Origin of the sequence: Pseudomonas sp. PH1b (assembly GCF_000633395.1) — a bacterium.
Classification (GTDB): domain Bacteria; phylum Pseudomonadota; class Gammaproteobacteria; order Pseudomonadales; family Pseudomonadaceae; genus Aquipseudomonas.
Genome location: NZ_AYMU01000011.1, coordinates 176,789 through 192,543, shown reverse-complemented (window position 1 = coordinate 192,543; position 15,755 = coordinate 176,789). Strand labels below are relative to the sequence as shown.

Genomic DNA, 15,755 nt, shown 5'->3' with positions numbered 1-15,755 from the left:
TGAAGCCTTACTCGGGAATCACCGCGATCACGTCGATCTCCATCAGCCACTGGGGCTGGCCGAGGGCCGAGACCACCAGCCCAGTGGAAATCGGGAACACCCCCTTGAGCCACTTGCCCACCTCCTGGTACACCGGCTCGCGGTAGCGCGGGTCAGTGAGGTAGGTGGTGGTCTTGACGATGTGGGACAGGTCGCTGCCGGCTTCCTCCAGCAGTTGCTTGACGTTCTTCATGGCCTGTTCGGCCTGGGCCTGAGGATCGCCAAGGCCAACCAGCCGACCGTCGAAATCAGTGCCGACCTGGCCGCGCACGTACACCGTGTTGCCGGCGCGTACGGCCTGGCACAGGTCGTTGTCCAGGGACTGGTTGGGGTAGGTGTCCTTGGTGTTGAACATGCGGATACGGGTATGAGTCGGCATCAGAGGGCTCCCACGGGGCTGAAGGTCTTGGTCTGGTTTTCAGCGGGCGCCGGCTGCTGCGCCGCGTCGCTGTAGGCCTGGTATTTGCGTTGCGTCGCGATGTGATCGGCAATGTGCTTGGCGTCGTGCCAGACGCCCCAGATGAACGACGAGCCGCGGCGCGAGAGCCAGGGCAGGCCGATGAAGTAGATCCCGGGTTCGCTGGAAACGCCGCGCTGGTGCCGGGGCTTGCCGTGCTCGGTGAAGGCGTCGACCTGCAGCCAGGTAAAATCCACGGCATAACCGGTGGCCCAGATGATCGAGGTGACCCCCGCCGCCGCGAGGTCGAGTTCGAGGAGCGGCTGCTGGACGCAGTCCGGGTCCGGGAGGCGTCGCCGGGCTTCGGGCTCCAGCGGCAGGTCGAGCCCATTGCGGGCAATGTAGGCGTCCGCCGCATCCAGCAGGGCCAGGTAGTTCTCATCGCCCCGGGCCAGGTTCTCCACCAGGTCCGCTTGAAAGCTGACCCGCTGGCCATCGAAGGCGCGGGTCAGCCCCACCAGGGTGATGCCCTGATGGGCCAGCGCGCGAAAATCGATGGTCTGGCCGCCACGGGCGCCACTGACCGCGATGGTCACGTGCTCGCGGCCCGGCTTGGCGATCTCGGCGTCCCACTCCCCCAGGACCCCGAGCCACCAGCAGAAATCGCGATTGCGATAGGAGCGCGGCGGCCGGTCATGGGCGCCCACCGACAGGTAGACCTGGCGACCTGCGCGCTGCAGCTCATCAGCGATCTGCACCCCCGACGAGCCCGCCCCCACCACCAGCACCGCGCCTGCGGGCAGTTGCTGCGGGTTGCGATAATCGGCGGAGTGGATCTGCTCCAGGGCGCTGTCCCTGGGGGCGATCGGCGGGATCACCGGCCGCTGGAAGGGGCCGGTGGCCGCCACCACCCGATTGGCCTGGATCACCCCCGCAGACGTCTCGACGGTAAAGCCCGGGCGCCCGCTGTTGCGCAGCACCTTGCGCACTTCAACGCCGGTGCGGATCGGCGCGTTGATTTTCTGCGCATAGGCTTCGAAGTAGTCCGCCACCTGGTCCTTGGCGGCAAAGCCGTCGGGGTCGATGGAAAACTCCAGCCCCGGGAAGCGGTCGTGCCAGGCCGGCCCGTTGGCCACCAGCGAATCCCAGCGGCCAGTGCGCCAGGCCTCGGCCACCCGGCTGCGTTCCAGTACCAGGTGCGGCACCCCGAGGGTGCTCAGGTGTTCGCTCATGGCCACGCCGGCCTGGCCCGCGCCAACCACCAGGGTATCCACGTGTATCTGTTCTACGGTCATGTCTGTGTCCTTCTGCGAGACGGTGAGCGCCAGTGCAATGGCTGGTCGCCCTGTTCAGAGCCCGGGTGCGGGTCGGATGCAGCAGATGGTGCGACAGACGCCGAAGAAGGAAAAATATTAAAAATGTGCTCGCTGGCTAAGAAAAAACGAGGCAGCCCGGGGCCTGCAGGCCAAGCCGGGCCTCACTCTGCCGCGCCAGAGGCGGGGCTGCCCGGGGCCATTGCCGACTACCCCAGGGCCTGGGCCAGGGCCGCGGTCAACTGCACCTGGGTGTAGGGCTTGAACAGCCGTGGCAGGCCTGCCGCCAGGCCACCCAGATGCTGGGCGTAACCGGTCGCCAGGACGATGGGCAGTTCAGGGTGCAGGCTGCGTGCCGCCACCACCAGCTGTTCACCGTCCATCTGTGGCATGGCCACATCGGTGATCATCAGGTCGATCTCCGGATGCTCCCGGAAACAGTCCAGGGCCTGGGCCCCGGAGGTCGCGCAGATCACTCGATGGCCCAGGTCCTCCAGCAGCAAGGTGGTGCTGTTGAGAACCAGGCTGTCGTCGTCCACCAGCAGCACGCACATGGGCCTGAGCAAGGGGCTGAAGCCGGCGCTCGGCGCCGCGGGCTGCACAGGTTCCTCGCAACTGGCCAGGGGCAGCCACAGTTCGGCGGCCGTGCCCTGGCCCTTGCTGCTCTTGAGCACCAGGCGGCCGCCCAGCTGTTCTGCCAGACCGTGGACCATGGACAGCCCCAGCCCGGTGCCCTTGCCCAAACCCTTGGTGGTGAAGAAGGGTTCGGCGGCGCAAACCAGAGTCTGTTCATCCATGCCCTCGCCGCTGTCGATCACCGACAGGCACACATACTGCTGCTGGGGCAGATCGCCGGCGGCGCTGCGCAGCTGCCCGCGGATCAGCAGCCGGCCACCGCCCGGCATCGCATCACGGGCGTTGCTGGCCAGGTTGAGCAGGGCCAGCTCCAGCTGGTTGACGTCGGCCTGCACCCGCGGCAGGTCCTCGGGCACCTCCAGTTGCACCGCCACCTGCGGCCCCACCGAACTGCACAGCAGGCCCTCGAGACCGCGCACCAGCTGGCCCAGGTCCACGGCTTCGGTCTTGAGTTCCTGGCGCCGGGCGAAGGCCAGCATGCGCTGGGTCAGGGTGACCCCGCGCTCGGTGCCCAGCAGCGCATTGTCCACCAGCCGCGACAGCCGGGGATCGTCGCCAGCCCGTTTGCGCAGCAGTTCGAGGTTGCCGCGGATCACCGTCAACAGGTTGTTGAAGTCGTGGGCAATGCCGCCGCTGAGCTGACCAATGGCTTGCAGCTTCTGCGATTGGAACAAGGCTTCGCGGGCGATTTCCAGTTGCTGCTGCGCGGCCACCACCTCGCTGATGTCCCGGGTGATCTTGGCGAACCCCAGCAGCTCGCCGCTGTCGGCGCGGATCGGGTCCACCACCACATGGGCGAGGAACTGGGTGCCGTCCTTGCGCATGCGCCAGCCCTGCTTCTCGAACCGCCCTTCGCGCTCGGCAATCGCCAGGGTGTTCTGCGGCTCGCCATTGGCCCGGTCCTCGGGGGTATAGAACAGCGAGAAATGCTCGCCGATGATTTCCTCCGGCGCGTAGCCCTTGATCCGTTGCGCCCCCGGATTCCAACTGCTGACCCGACCACCGGCATCGAGCATGTAGATCGCGTAGTCGGTGACACTCTGTACCAACAGGCGGAACTGCTGTTCGCTCTGTTTCAGGGTCTGCTCGGCCATGCGCTGCTCGGTCATGTCGCGGGTGATCTTGGCAAAGCCGATCAGCGTTCCCCGGGCGTCACGGATGGTGTCGATCACCACATGGCACCAGAAGCGCGAGCCGTCCTTGCGCAGCCGCCAGCCCTCGCCCTCGAATCGCCCCTCGCTTTGCGCTATGCGCAGCGCCCGCTCGGGCATCGCCGCCTGGCGATCCTCGAGGGTATAGAAGCAGGAAAAGTGCGCACCGAGGATTTCCGCCTCCTGGTAGCCCTTGAAACGCCGAGCGCCGCTGTTCCAGCTGATCACCCGGCCCTGAGGGTCGAGCATGTAGATCGCGTAGTCGACCACGGCTTCGACCAGCAGGCGAAAACGGTCGTCTTCCAGGGGGTTGCGAGGCTCGGGCTGATCACTCATGGCGCTTTCCGTTATCGATTGTTCTGTTATGGACCCACGACCTTCCGCCAGCCAGTGGCCGCGGCGCGCCCGGACCGCCAAGGCGCCGCTCACAACCCTGTGAAGCACACCTCATCGCATGCATTGGCCAGGGGACGCAAGCACCTGGACCGGTGTCCGACGAAAATACATTTCCGAGCTTTCGATCTGCAGGCACTGAAGGCACAATGCGTACCTTTTTGGCTGCCCCTGCCGGAGCTCTTGAAATGATCAAAACGCCGTACTACCTCATCGACAAACAGAAGCTGCTGGTCAACATGCAGAAGATCGCCTACGTGCGCGAGCATTCCGGCGCCAAGGCCCTGCTGGCCCTCAAGTGCTTCGCCACCTGGTCGGTGTTCGACCTGATGCAGCAATACATGGACGGCACCACCTCGTCGTCGCTGTACGAGCTCAAGCTCGGCCGGCAGAAGTTCGCAGGCGAGGCCCACGCCTACAGCGTGGCCTGGGCCGACGATGAAATCGAGGACATGCTCGACAACTGCGACAAGATCATCTTCAACTCCATCAGCCAGCTGCAGCGCTTTGCCGACGCCAGCGCCGACAAGGTCCGCGGCCTGCGGGTCAACCCCCAGGTGAGCAGCTCGGACTACCTGCTGGCCGACCCGGCACGGCCGTTCAGCCGCCTCGGCGAATGGGACCCGGCGAAGATCGAGCAGGTCATCGGCCAGATCTCGGGCTTCATGTTCCACAACAACTGCGAGAACGGCGACTTCGGCCTGTTCGACCAGATGCTGTCCACCATCGAGGAACGCTTCGGCCACCTGCTGCACCAGGTCGAGTGGGTCAGCCTCGGCGGCGGTATCCACTTCACCGGCGAAGACTACGACGTGGACGCCTTCTGCGCGCGCCTCAAGGCCTTCTCCGAGCAGTACGGCGTACAGGTCTACCTGGAGCCGGGCGAAGCGGCGATCACCCAGAGCGCGTCCCTGGAAGTGACCGTGCTCGACACCCTGTACAACGGCAAGCACCTGGCGGTGGTGGACAGCTCCATCGAAGCCCACATGCTCGACCTGCTGATCTATCGCCTGAACGCCAAGCTGTCACCGAGTGCGGGCGAACATACCTACATGGTGTGCGGCAAGTCCTGCCTGGCCGGAGACATCTTCGGCGAATACCAATTCGATCGTCCGCTGGCCATCGGCGATCGACTGTCGTTCATTGATGCGGCGGGTTACACCATGGTCAAGAAAAACTGGTTCAACGGTCTGAAAATGCCGTCCATTGTCGTGAAACAACTCGATGGCAGCATCGAGGTGGTACGCGAGTTTGGTTTCGAAGACTACCTGTCCAGCCTTTCCTGAGCGGACAGGTCACGAGGAGAAGTAAATAAATTGAAGAAGAATGTTCTTATCATTGGTGCAGGAGGTGTCGCCAAGGTGGTGGCCCACAAGTGCGCGCAGCACAACGACGAACTCGGTCGTATTGCTATCGCGTCGCGCAACATCTCCAAATGCCAGGCCATCATCGATAGCGTCAAGGCCAAGGGCAGCCTCAAACAGCCCGCGGACATCAAGGCCTATGCGCTCGACGCACTGGACATCGAAGCGACCAAGGCGCTGATCCGCGAGAGCGAGTCGCAGATCGTCATCAACGTCGGCTCGCCCTTCCTCAACATGTCGGTGCTGCGTGCCTGCATCGATACCGGCGCCGCCTACCTGGACACCGCGATCCACGAAGAGCCGGGCAAGATCTGCGAAACACCGCCCTGGTACGGCAACTACGAGTGGAAGCACCTCGAGGAATGCCAGCAGAAGAATGTCACCGCCATCCTCGGCGTGGGCTTCGATCCGGGCGTGGTCAACGCTTATGCAGCCCTGGCCAAGCAACAGCATTTCGACCGCATTGATTCGATCGACATCCTCGACGTCAATGCCGGCTCCCATGGCAAATATTTCTCCACCAATTTCGACCCGGAAATCAACTTCCGCGAATTCACCGGGCAGGTCTGGAGCTGGCAGAACAGCCAGTGGACCAGCAACAGCATGTTTGAAGTCAAGCGCACCGACGACCTGCCTGTGGTCGGCTCGCAGAACCTGTACCTGACCGGCCATGACGAAGTGCACTCGCTGTCGAAGAACCTCGACGTGCCCAACGTGCGTTTCTGGATGAGCTTCGGCGAGCACTACATCAACGTGTTCACCGTCCTGCGCAACCTGGGCCTGCTCTCCGAGCAGCCAGTGAAGACCGCCGAAGGCCTGGAAGTGGTACCGCTCAAGCTGGTCAAGGCGGTACTGCCGGACCCGGCGTCCCTGGCCCCGGGCTACACCGGCAAGACCTGCATCGGTGACCTGGTCAAGGGCACCAAGGACGGCCAGCCGCGCGAAGTCTTCATCTACAACGTGGCCGACCACGAGCAAGCCTACGCCGAGACCGACAGCCAGGGCATTTCCTACACCGCCGGTGTGCCGCCCGTTGCCGCGGCCTTGCTGGTGGCCCGTGGCCAGTGGGATGTGCAGCGCATGGTCAACGTCGAGGAGCTGGCCGCCGAGCCGTTCCTCGAGGCGCTGGACCTCATGGGCCTGCCAACCCGCATCAAGGACGAACACGGCGACCGCCCGTGGAACGTCGCGCCTTGATCTAGCCGCAACAGCGGGGCGCGCCAGCATCGGCGCGCCCCGCTCCAGGCACAGCGCCCTCCCCAGGCCTCCCCAGGCCGCCTCTTCTACCCTTTCCCGAACCAAGCACCGGATAGCCCGCCCGGGGCAGTTTTTCGTTTGTGCGCCGCTTTTGCGTTTCTGTGCGACAGATCCCCCATTCAGGGCTCCCGTCCCCCTCCCTGGTGGTGTTAGCGTGGGAAAGTTTCTGCACCAGAGAGCAGATACTTCTTATCCAGCCGACAAAGGAATGCCCCCCAACAATGGATTTCTCACTCAAGCACCTGGCCGCGGCCACTCTGCTGCTCGCCGGCCTGTCATCCTTCACCGGCGTCGCTCAGGCCAACCTCACCCCGCAACAGAACGCGGCCATTCTCAAGACCTTCAGCGACACCTCGGTCAAGGATTTCCGCCAGTTCCTCGGCAACCTCGGCAAGAGCGAGCTGGGCAAGAGCGCCAACCTCAGCCCAGCCATCGACGCCTTCCTCGGCAACCAGAAGCTGTCCGCCGAACAGCAGGACGAGATCCACCGCCTGCTGGGCCTCTACGCCCGGATCAAGTACGGCAAGGCGGCCACCCAGACTCTGATCGAGCTGGTGGCCATCCCGACCTTTCGCGTGGACGGCGTGCCCCAGCACGAGAACCCCGAATTCATCAAGATCGCCGACAAGATCAAGGACCTGGCCCAGGCCTTCGACCTGAAGTTTCGCAACGTCGACAACCGCGTCTACGAGATCTCCCTGGACGGCAGTGGCGATGAACTGGTGGGCATTCACGCCCATGCCGACGTGGTGCCGGTGACCCCGGAGAATTGGGTACTTGAGGACGGCACCCGCCTCGACCCGTTCAAGGTCACCCTGATCGGCGACCGCATGTATGGCCGCGGTACCGAGGACGACAAGAACGGCATCGTGGTGACGCTCTACGCGATGAAAGTGATCAAGGAAGAGAAGCTGCCCCTGGCGCGCAACTTCAAGCTGCTGGTGGACACCACCGAGGAAACCAGCGGCGACGCCATTCCCTACTACTTCGAACACAACCCGACCCCCAACTACAACCTGGCCCTGGATGGCGGCTACCCGGTGGTGATCGCCGAAAAAGGCTACGGCACGGTCATGGCCAACTTCCCCCGGCGGGCCGCTGAGGGTAAAGGCGCCACCATCACCGGCCTGACCGGCGGCCTGGCCACCAACCAGATCCCTTCGGCCTCGGTGGCCACGTTTGCCAGGGACAAGCCCGCGGAACTGGCGGCCAGCCTGCAGAAGGCCGGCAGCGAGTATGCCAAGCGCCATGGCGGCAATTTCGAGGTCAGCGCCAAGGTCGACGGCAAGGACGTCAAGCTGACCGTCACCGGGGTCTCCGCCCACTCCTCCGAGCCCGAGTCGGGGGTCAACCCGGTGGCGCGGGCCCTGGACCTGATTCACAGCCTCGACGGCCAGGTCGCCCTCAAGCACAACGAGATCACCGACGCGGCCCGCTACGCCGCCGACAACTGGGGCCTGGACTACCTGGGCAAGAAACTGGGGGTGGATTTCTCCGATGCCTTCATGGGGCCCTTGACTGCCTCCCTGACCTACGTCGGCATGGATGACAAGGCCTTCAAGCTCGCGGTCAACCTGCGGGTGCCCAAGGGCAAGTCGCCGGAGAAGCTCAAGGGCGAGATTGCCGACAAGCTCAGTGCCTGGAGCAAGCAGACCCACACCGCCGTGGCCTTCGACTACTCCATCGCCGAACCGATGTACCGCAACCCCGAGGGTGAATGGGTCAAGGCGCTGCTGGCCGTGGCCAGCGAGAACCTGGGCATGGCACACACCTTCGGCACTTCGGCCGGCGCCACCTCGGTCCATGAGCTGCCCAATGGCGTGCAATTCGGCCTGGCACGTCCCGAGGTCAAGTACACCGGCCACACCGACGGCGAGTTCAAGACCGTCGACCAGTTCCTGCTCGACCTGCAGATCGTCACCGAGATGATGGGCCGGATCGGCCAGTTGCCCAAACTCTGATACGTCCTCCGGCCCTGCCGCCCTGGCGGGGCCGGATCCCTCCCCCTGGTTGATCGTCGCCGCTGGCGGCGCTGCTGCTCCCTGAAGGACCGGCCTACGGGATATCAGGCTTGCTCCCATGCCCTCGATGGGCCTCCCGCAGCGCTCCTGTGCCGAGTGCCTGGCGATCCGCCCTGCCTTCCACGGCCGAACCCGCCCATCCAGCCCCACCTGCCACAGGCACGCTCGTGCCTGGGAGTGCGCAACTGATGATTCCAGGGCACGGACCAACGTTTCGCACGGCGGTTTAAGAAAGCTCTGATTTACCCCGGGGAGTCAAGGTTCAAAAATCTCTCGGGCATTCAAAGCGTCAGTCCTCCGGGTCTTTGCGCTGTGCCATGGGCCTCTGTTCGAACGCTGGCCATCCCATTCCTGCCAGATACTGATTCGTTGCGTTCGGATGAATCAGTGCCAACCGGACGTACTCATGAAAGCCCAAGCGACGCAACTGTCAGCCGCCATGCTGACAGTCCTGCTCTCCTCCATGCCATCGAACGCCCTGGCAAGAGTCTATCCCGGCATCGACCTGTCCTCCCCCGGCGGCGAAGCCAGGGTGCTCGATACCGGCGACGAAGTGATCAATGGCCAAGTGGGCACCGCAGTGCAGATCAGCGGTAGCCAAAACGCCCTCTCGGCCGACGGCGTCAGGATCGAGTCGGGCATTGCCGGAACGGGCGTCGGCAGCAACGGCATCCGCGTCAGCTCCGGTGGATCACTGGAGCTGTCCAACTGCACCATCAATATGCTCGGTGCCGCTTCGGCCGTCGGCGTGCGGGTACAAAACACCGACAGCACGGCCGTTCTGACCGGGAACCGGATCACCACCGAAGGCTACATGTCTGATGCGGTGCTGGTGGAAGCGGGGGGACACGCCGAAGTCGAGGGGGGCTCCATCACCTCCAGCGGCGCCATGTCTCACGGCCTGAGTGCCGCAGGCGAGGACGCAACGATCATTGGCAAGCACCTGGACATTGCCGTCCAGGGCAACAATTCCGCCGCAGTCCACGCCAGGGATGGCGGCAGCGTTGTCCTCGATCAGGCGACATTGCGCGCCACCGGCAGCGATGCGCAAACGAGCAACAACGGCATTGAGATCACCCGGGGCAGCGTCACCGCGACCCACAGCGAGATCACCACGCTCTGGGGCATAGGCGCCAAAGTGGCCGGCGGCACGCTCTCGCTCAACCAGAGCAGCATCAACGCCCAAGACACCGGCATACATCTGAGCAGTGCCTCGGGGCCGAAGCTCACCCCTTCCACCGCCGTCCTGACCGATGTGAAGGTGCACTCGGAACAAAGCTACGGCCTCAACATCCAGGGCGACGGTGTCCAGGCCGAGCTGGAGCGGGTCCAGATCAGCAGCAATGGCAGCTACGCGTCAGGCATATCGCTGACGAGCAAGGGCGTCGTTACCGTCAAGGACTCAACCATCGAGATGAGCAACGACAGTGGCCTGGGTATCGACAACCGTGCAGGCAGCCTGACCATGGACGGTGGTTCCATCACCACCCGGGGTAGCAGCGGGCACGGCCTCTACGCCTCGCAGCTCTACCCGGGCAGTGGCGGCAGCGCCACGATCAGGGCGAGTGGCGTGGCCATCGAGACCTTCGGCCGTTCGGCCATTGGCGTGGTTTCACGCACGGCAGTGTCCGACATCGAGTTGACGGGGGGGTCGGTCACCACCCACGGCGAAAGGTCCTATGCCCTGCTCGCCAACGGTGGGCGCCTGCAGGTCACCGGCACCAAGGTGCGTACCCTGGGCGACTTCGCCACGGGCCTGATGTTCGGCAACAGCGGCACCCGGGGCGCCCTGGACTGGGTCGACATGCGCACCAGCGGCGCTGGCGCGGATGGCATCGTGGCCTACTCGGCAACGGCTGGGGTCGACCATGAACTCACCCTGAGCAACAGCTACATCGAAACCGAGGATGGCGCCGGCATCGCGGTCAAGGGCAGCGGGCTCACGGCCAATCTGGTCGACACCACCCTGATCGGCAAGTCCCGCAGCGGCAACGGCACCGCGTTGCGCATTGGCGAGTGGGACAATGACAGCACTCCCGGCGCCCCGGCCATCGCCGCCCGCGCCGTACAGCTCAATGCGCAGCGCAGCTACCTGGAGGGCGACGTGGTGGTCGACAGCGGCTCGGCCAGCCTGAGCCTGCAGGATCACTCAACCTTGCTGGGCGCCTTGCAGGTCGGCGCCGACGGGCGGACCCTGGACAGGTTGCACATCGACGACAGCAGTACCTGGCAGGTGCGCGGCGACTCGACCCTCAAGGACCTGCAGACCACGGGCACAATCTCCTTCGACACCCCGGGCAGCGGATTCAAGGTGCTGGACGTCCTCGGCAACCTCACCGGCAGCGGTCTGTTCGAAATGCGTACCGACCTCGGCAGAGGCCAGGGCGACCTGCTGCGGGTCGCCGGAAACATCGAGGGCCAGCACCAGATCCTGGTGGCCAACAGCGGCGCCGAGCCCACGATGGCCGACGGCGCCGTGCAACTGGTGCAGTCGGCAGGTGGTGCGGGTCGCTTCTCCCTGGCCAACCGGGATCAGGTGGTGGACATCGGCACCTACCGCTACGAGTTGAAGAGCGATGATGCCCTCGGCGGTCGGGCTTCGGACTGGAGCCTGGTGAATACCGGACGCAACCTGGCGGACGATCCGGAGGCAGAAATCTCCCCTGCTCCGGAACACCTGTCGACCGCGGCCAGTGCCGCCGTCAACACCTCGGCGGCCAGCACCGCACAGGCCATCTGGCATGCCGAATCGGGCGTGCTTGCCAAGCGCATGCGCGAGCTGCGTCAGGTTGCGCATGCCGAAGGGCTGTGGAGCCGTGGTTTCGGCGAGCGCCAGCACCTGAACAACGCCGGTGCACGGGGCTTCGAACAGACCGTCAGCGGCCTGCAGCTCGGAGCGGACAAGGCGCTGGCGGTGCAAGACGGCCGCTTGTACATCGGCGCCCTGGCCGGCTACAGCCAGGCGGACCGCAGCTTCCACAGCGAGGGCAAGGGCAACGCCGACAGCTACTTCCTGGGAGGCTACGTCACCTGGCTCGCCGACAACGGCTGGTACCTCGACAGCCTGCTCAAGGCCAACCGCATCCGCCAGGACTTCAAAGTCCAGGCCACGGACGGTGAGTCGGTGAAGGGCAAGACCACGCAGAGCGCAATCGGCGCCACCCTGGAAATCGGCCGCCAACTGCAACTGGGGGAAGGCTGGTTCATCGAGCCCCAGGCCGGCCTGTCGGTCGCCCACGTCAGCGGCGACCACTATCGGACCAGCAACGACCTCGACGTGTCGGCCGGTGCCGGCAACTCGCGCCAGCTGAATGCCGGCCTGCAACTGGGACGACGCTTCGACCTGGGCAAGGAGGATTTCATCCAGCCGTACGTCAAGCTGGCTCAGGTCCACGAGTTCGACGGCAAGAGCACGGTGCGCAGCAACAACATCCCGATCCGCACGGACTTGTCGGGCGGCCACACCAAGCTGGGCCTGGGGATCAGTGCCGCACTGGGTGAGCACCACCGCCTGTATGCCGATTATGAGCATGCCGGCGGCTCGCAGCTCGACAAGCCCTGGTCGGTCAGCGCGGGCTACAGCTACACCTGGTAGGCACCTGGAACCCCGGGGCGCGATCGGCCATCAAGCCCACCGCGCCATGGGCCCAGGCCTGCGCCCCGGGGTCCTGGCATGAAGGCCGCCCCATCCCAAGCCACTCTGTTTCAAACACCTACGGCGCCGCGTGACAGCGCGGGGCCGTTGTTGAGCGCCTTTGCCGTCGAATCGCGAACCAGCTGCGCGCCCCTCAGTCCCAGCTAAGTTTCCTACCGTAGCTTCTCCCCTGCGCCCTTCAACGCGCTCAGGAGAGCTCACTCAGATGAATGCCACAACAGCCCGCTGGCTGAACAAAGTCCCCGAGGTGACGCTGTCCTTCTGGGTCATCAAGGTCATGTCCACCACGGTGGGAGAAACCGGTGCCGACTTTCTCGCCGTCGATGCCGGGTTCGGCGCCGGTTGGACCAGCATCGGCATGGCCCTGCTGCTGGCTGCCGCGCTGCTCTGCCAACTGCGCAGCAAAGCCTACACCCCCTGGATCTACTGGCTGACGGTGGTGCTGGTGAGCATCGTCGGCACGCAGATCACCGACATCCTCACGGACCAGCTGGACGTCAGCCTCTACACCAGCACGGCGCTGTTCTCGGCGCTGCTGGCGATCAACTTCCTGGTCTGGTACCGGGTGGAACGCAACCTGTCGATTCGCCAAATCGTCACCCCCAGGCGTGAATGGTTCTACTGGACCACCGTGCTCTGCAGCTTTGCCCTGGGCACGGCCGCCGGCGACCTGGCCACCGAGGCCCTGGGCCTGGGCTTCACCCTCGGCGCGGTGATCTTCGGCGGGCTGATCGCAGCCACCCTGGTGGCCTGGCGCCTGGGCCTGAACACGGTACTGGCGTTCTGGATCGCCTACATCCTGACCCGCCCCTTCGGCGCTTCCCTCGGCGACCTGCTGACCCAGGCCAAGACCTACGGCGGGCTCGGCATGGGCGCCACCTGGACCAGCGCCCTGTTCCTCTGCGTCATCGTGCTGCTGGTGGCCGTCGCGCAAATCAGCGTCGGCAATCGCAAAACCCTCACCCAATGAACCTGCCCCTCAAGGAAGCTCTCATGCGCTACTTCCAACCGTTCATCCGTCGCCTGGCCATCCTGTGCGCAATCGCCTTGCTCGGCCTTGCCACCGGCTGCTCGAAACCCGCCGACAAACCCACCGGTGCCGCAACCGGCACCGGCAACAGCCAGCAACAGGCCAGCTCGAAGCTCGGCGACCTGTCCGGGTTCCGCACCATCGCCGCCGAGGTCGCGGCCCTGGTTGAGCGCAATGACCTGCCAGGGGCAAAGACCCGGATCAAGGACCTGGAAACCTCCTGGGACTCCGCCGAGGCCGGAATCAAGCCCCGCGCTGCCGCCGACTGGCATGTCGTGGACAAGGCCATCGACCGGGCACTGGACGCCCTGCGTACCAGCAGCCCGAACCTGGTCGACTGCAAGGCCGCCATGGCCAACCTGCTGCAGGCCTTCGACTCGATGCAGGGCCAGCCATAAGAGCGGCGACAGAGCACGCCTGAAGTGCTTCACTGTCCGGCGCGGCCGTCATGACGGCCGCGCCTGATTTTCTCCGGAGCCGGACATGCGGATACTGCTGGTCGAAGACGACCCAATGATTGGCGACGCGATCCAGCGCGCCCTGAGTGATGCGAGCTATGCCGCCGACTGGGTGAAGGACGGCCCAAGCGGCCTCGCCGCCCTCGACACCCACCCCTATGACCTGGTGCTGCTGGACCTGGGCCTGCCCGGCAAGGACGGCCTGGAGGTGCTGGACATCCTCCGCGCCCGCAACAACCCCGTCCCCCTGCTCATTCTCACGGCCCGCGACAGCCTCGACGCTCGCCTGCGTGGCCTCGATGGCGGCGCCGACGACTACCTGCTCAAACCCTTCGCCATGGCCGAACTGCTGGCGCGCATGCGTGCGGTCCTGCGGCGCAAGGGCGGCAACGCCCTGCCCTTGCTGGGCAATGGCGTGGTCTCCCTGGACCTGGTTTCCAAGCAGGCCAGTACCGCGGATCAGCCGGGCATCCCGCTGTCCAGCCGCGAGTTCGCCCTGTTGCAGGCGTTGCTGATTCGCCCGGGGGCCATCCTCTCGCGCAGCGAGCTGGAAGACCGTCTCTATGGCTGGGGCAACGAAGTGGAAAGCAATGCCATCGAATTCCTGATACACGCCTTGCGGCGCAAACTGGGCAGCCATGTGATCAAGAACGTCAGGGGACTGGGATGGATGGTTTCAAAAAACGCTTGAACGAGTCGGTGCAGCTCAGGCTGTCGGTGGCCCTGTCACTGGTGATCCTGCTGGTGGCAAGCGTTGCCGGGGTGTTCGCCTTCGCCTCCGCGTTCGACGAAGCCCATGAGCTGCAGGACGATACCCTGCGCCAGGTGGCCGCGCTGTTCGACCGCCAGCGGATGACCTTGCACTACCCCACCGGCACCGCACTGGAAGGCGACGACGAAGAGTCCCGGGTGATCATCCAGTACCTGGCCGATGGCAAGAACGCGGCGGGCGGCAGCGACGAAGTCCTGCCGCTGCCGTTCCCCACCACCCTGGCGGACGGCCTGTCGACCCTTGAGGTGGCAGGCGAGGCGTTTCGCGTTTTGGTCAGGAGTACCGCCCAGGGCGAACGCATCGCCGTCGCCCAGGAAGTCGGCGCCCGGGACAAGGACGCCCGCGAAAGCGCCTGGCGCAGCCTGCTGCCCTTCGTCATTCTGCTGCCGGTGCTGCTGCTGGTGGTCGGTGACCTGGTGCGCAAGCTGTTTCGCCCGATCGCCAGCCTCGCGGCAGAGATCGACCAGCGTGCCGAGCAGGAGATGCACCCGATCGACGAGGGCCACCTGCCCACTGAGGTACGACCATTCGTGGTGGCCATCAACCGCCTGCTGGCGCGGGTCGCACACTCCATGGAAGCCCAGCGGCGCTTCGTCGCCGATGCGGCCCACGAACTGCGCTCGCCGATGACCGCCCTGTCCCTGCAGGCCGAGCGCCTGGCCGCCGCGGACATGCCGGCACAGGCCCGGGAACGCCTGCTGCCCCTGTCCCAGGGCATCGAACGTGGCCGACAACTGATCGATCAGCTGTTAAGCCTGGCGACCGTACAATTTACCGCTGAGCGCCCGCAGGCGCGGGTCTCGGTGCATGAAGTCTATCGACGGGTGCTGGAGGACCTGCTGCCGCTGGCAGAACGCAAGCACCTCGATATCGGCGTCGAGAGCGTCGAGGATGTACAGGTGCTGATCAATGAAATGGACCTGTTCACCCTGGTCAAGAACCTGCTGGACAACGCCATCCGCTACACCCCCGAAGGCGGGCGCATCGACCTTTCGGTGGAGCGGGACGGGGACAGTGCACGGCTGCAGGTCAGGGATTCGGGCCCGGGAATCGCCGAGGACGAGCAGGCGCGGGTGTTCGATGCCTTCTATCGCTGCCTGGGGTCCGGTGAGGCCGGCTCGGGACTGGGCCTGTCGATCGTCAAGGCGATTGCCGAGCGCAACGGAGCACGGATTGCCATGGGCTTTGCGGATCCGCAGCAAAACAGCGGCTGGTGTTTTTCCCTGTGGATCAGGACCGGCTTGCCCGCTTAGGCACTGCGCCGCCCTG

11 protein-coding genes are annotated in these 15,755 nt (G+C 65.1%); 8 read left to right on the top strand and 3 right to left on the bottom strand.

Annotated elements, in window-relative coordinates; all coding sequences use genetic code 11:
* Positions 1–7 precede the first annotated feature (7 nt).
* The 3 genes from U873_RS0119580 to U873_RS0119570 all read right to left on the bottom strand — a co-directional run bounded on the left by U873_RS0119580 (position 8) and on the right by U873_RS0119570 (position 3,872).
* Positions 8–418, bottom strand: a complete 411-nt coding sequence (locus U873_RS0119580; RefSeq protein WP_025129855.1) for a RidA family protein — start codon at positions 416–418, stop codon at positions 8–10.
* Complete coding sequence (locus U873_RS0119575; RefSeq protein ID WP_025129854.1) at positions 418–1,731, bottom strand: NAD(P)/FAD-dependent oxidoreductase; 1,314 nt, start codon at positions 1,729–1,731, stop codon at positions 418–420. The genes U873_RS0119580 and U873_RS0119575 overlap by 1 nt, the downstream gene beginning before the upstream one ends.
* A gap of 227 nt (positions 1,732–1,958) precedes the next feature.
* Positions 1,959–3,872: a PAS domain-containing sensor histidine kinase gene (locus U873_RS0119570; protein ID WP_025129853.1), complete on the bottom strand. Its 1,914-nt coding sequence runs from the start codon at positions 3,870–3,872 to the stop codon at positions 1,959–1,961.
* A gap of 245 nt (positions 3,873–4,117) precedes the next feature.
* Between U873_RS0119570 and nspC the strand changes: the two genes are divergently transcribed.
* The 8 genes from nspC to U873_RS0119530 all read left to right on the top strand — a co-directional run bounded on the left by nspC (position 4,118) and on the right by U873_RS0119530 (position 15,739).
* Complete coding sequence (nspC, locus tag U873_RS0119565; protein ID WP_025129852.1) at positions 4,118–5,215, top strand: carboxynorspermidine decarboxylase; 1,098 nt, start codon at positions 4,118–4,120, stop codon at positions 5,213–5,215.
* A 30-nt stretch (positions 5,216–5,245) separates the two neighbouring features.
* A complete protein-coding gene (locus U873_RS0119560) occupies positions 5,246–6,490 on the top strand; it encodes a saccharopine dehydrogenase family protein (RefSeq protein WP_025129851.1) in 1,245 nt (414 codons plus the stop codon).
* 281 nt (positions 6,491–6,771) lie between these two features.
* Positions 6,772–8,511 carry a dipeptidase gene (locus tag U873_RS0119555; RefSeq protein ID WP_025129850.1) on the top strand — a complete coding sequence of 580 codons (1,740 nt, stop codon included), beginning with the start codon at positions 6,772–6,774 and terminating at the stop codon, positions 8,509–8,511.
* Between the two features lie 466 nt (positions 8,512–8,977).
* Positions 8,978–12,166: an autotransporter outer membrane beta-barrel domain-containing protein gene (locus U873_RS0119550; RefSeq protein ID WP_051586097.1), complete on the top strand. Its 3,189-nt coding sequence runs from the start codon at positions 8,978–8,980 to the stop codon at positions 12,164–12,166.
* A gap of 265 nt (positions 12,167–12,431) precedes the next feature.
* On the top strand, positions 12,432–13,196 hold the full coding sequence (locus tag U873_RS0119545) for a membrane protein (protein WP_025129848.1): 765 nt from the start codon (positions 12,432–12,434) through the stop codon (positions 13,194–13,196).
* Positions 13,197–13,219: 23 nt separating this feature from the next.
* Entirely contained in the window at positions 13,220–13,654 is a 435-nt protein-coding gene (locus U873_RS0119540; protein WP_025129847.1) for a hypothetical protein, read from the top strand.
* Positions 13,655–13,739: 85 nt separating this feature from the next.
* The gene (locus tag U873_RS0119535; RefSeq protein ID WP_025129846.1) at positions 13,740–14,405 is read left to right on the top strand and encodes a response regulator transcription factor; all 666 of its coding nucleotides are present in this window, start codon (positions 13,740–13,742) and stop codon (positions 14,403–14,405) included.
* Positions 14,381–15,739, top strand: a complete 1,359-nt coding sequence (locus tag U873_RS0119530) for an ATP-binding protein (protein WP_025129845.1) — start codon at positions 14,381–14,383, stop codon at positions 15,737–15,739. The genes U873_RS0119535 and U873_RS0119530 overlap by 25 nt, the downstream gene beginning before the upstream one ends.
* Positions 15,740–15,755: the final 16 nt, after the last annotated feature.

Coding starts and splice junctions, on each gene's coding strand:
- U873_RS0119535 (WP_025129846.1), top strand. CDS start 13,740: ATGCGGATACTGCTGGTCGAAGACGACCCAATGATTGGCGACGCGATC.
- U873_RS0119545 (WP_025129848.1), top strand. CDS start 12,432: ATGAATGCCACAACAGCCCGCTGGCTGAACAAAGTCCCCGAGGTGACG.
- U873_RS0119550 (WP_051586097.1), top strand. CDS start 8,978: ATGAAAGCCCAAGCGACGCAACTGTCAGCCGCCATGCTGACAGTCCTG.
- U873_RS0119540 (WP_025129847.1), top strand. CDS start 13,220: ATGCGCTACTTCCAACCGTTCATCCGTCGCCTGGCCATCCTGTGCGCA.
- U873_RS0119575 (WP_025129854.1), bottom strand. CDS start 1,731: ATGACCGTAGAACAGATACACGTGGATACCCTGGTGGTTGGCGCGGGC.
- U873_RS0119580 (WP_025129855.1), bottom strand. CDS start 418: ATGCCGACTCATACCCGTATCCGCATGTTCAACACCAAGGACACCTAC.
- U873_RS0119570 (WP_025129853.1), bottom strand. CDS start 3,872: ATGAGTGATCAGCCCGAGCCTCGCAACCCCCTGGAAGACGACCGTTTT.
- nspC (WP_025129852.1), top strand. CDS start 4,118: ATGATCAAAACGCCGTACTACCTCATCGACAAACAGAAGCTGCTGGTC.
- U873_RS0119530 (WP_025129845.1), top strand. CDS start 14,381: ATGGATGGTTTCAAAAAACGCTTGAACGAGTCGGTGCAGCTCAGGCTG.
- U873_RS0119555 (WP_025129850.1), top strand. CDS start 6,772: ATGGATTTCTCACTCAAGCACCTGGCCGCGGCCACTCTGCTGCTCGCC.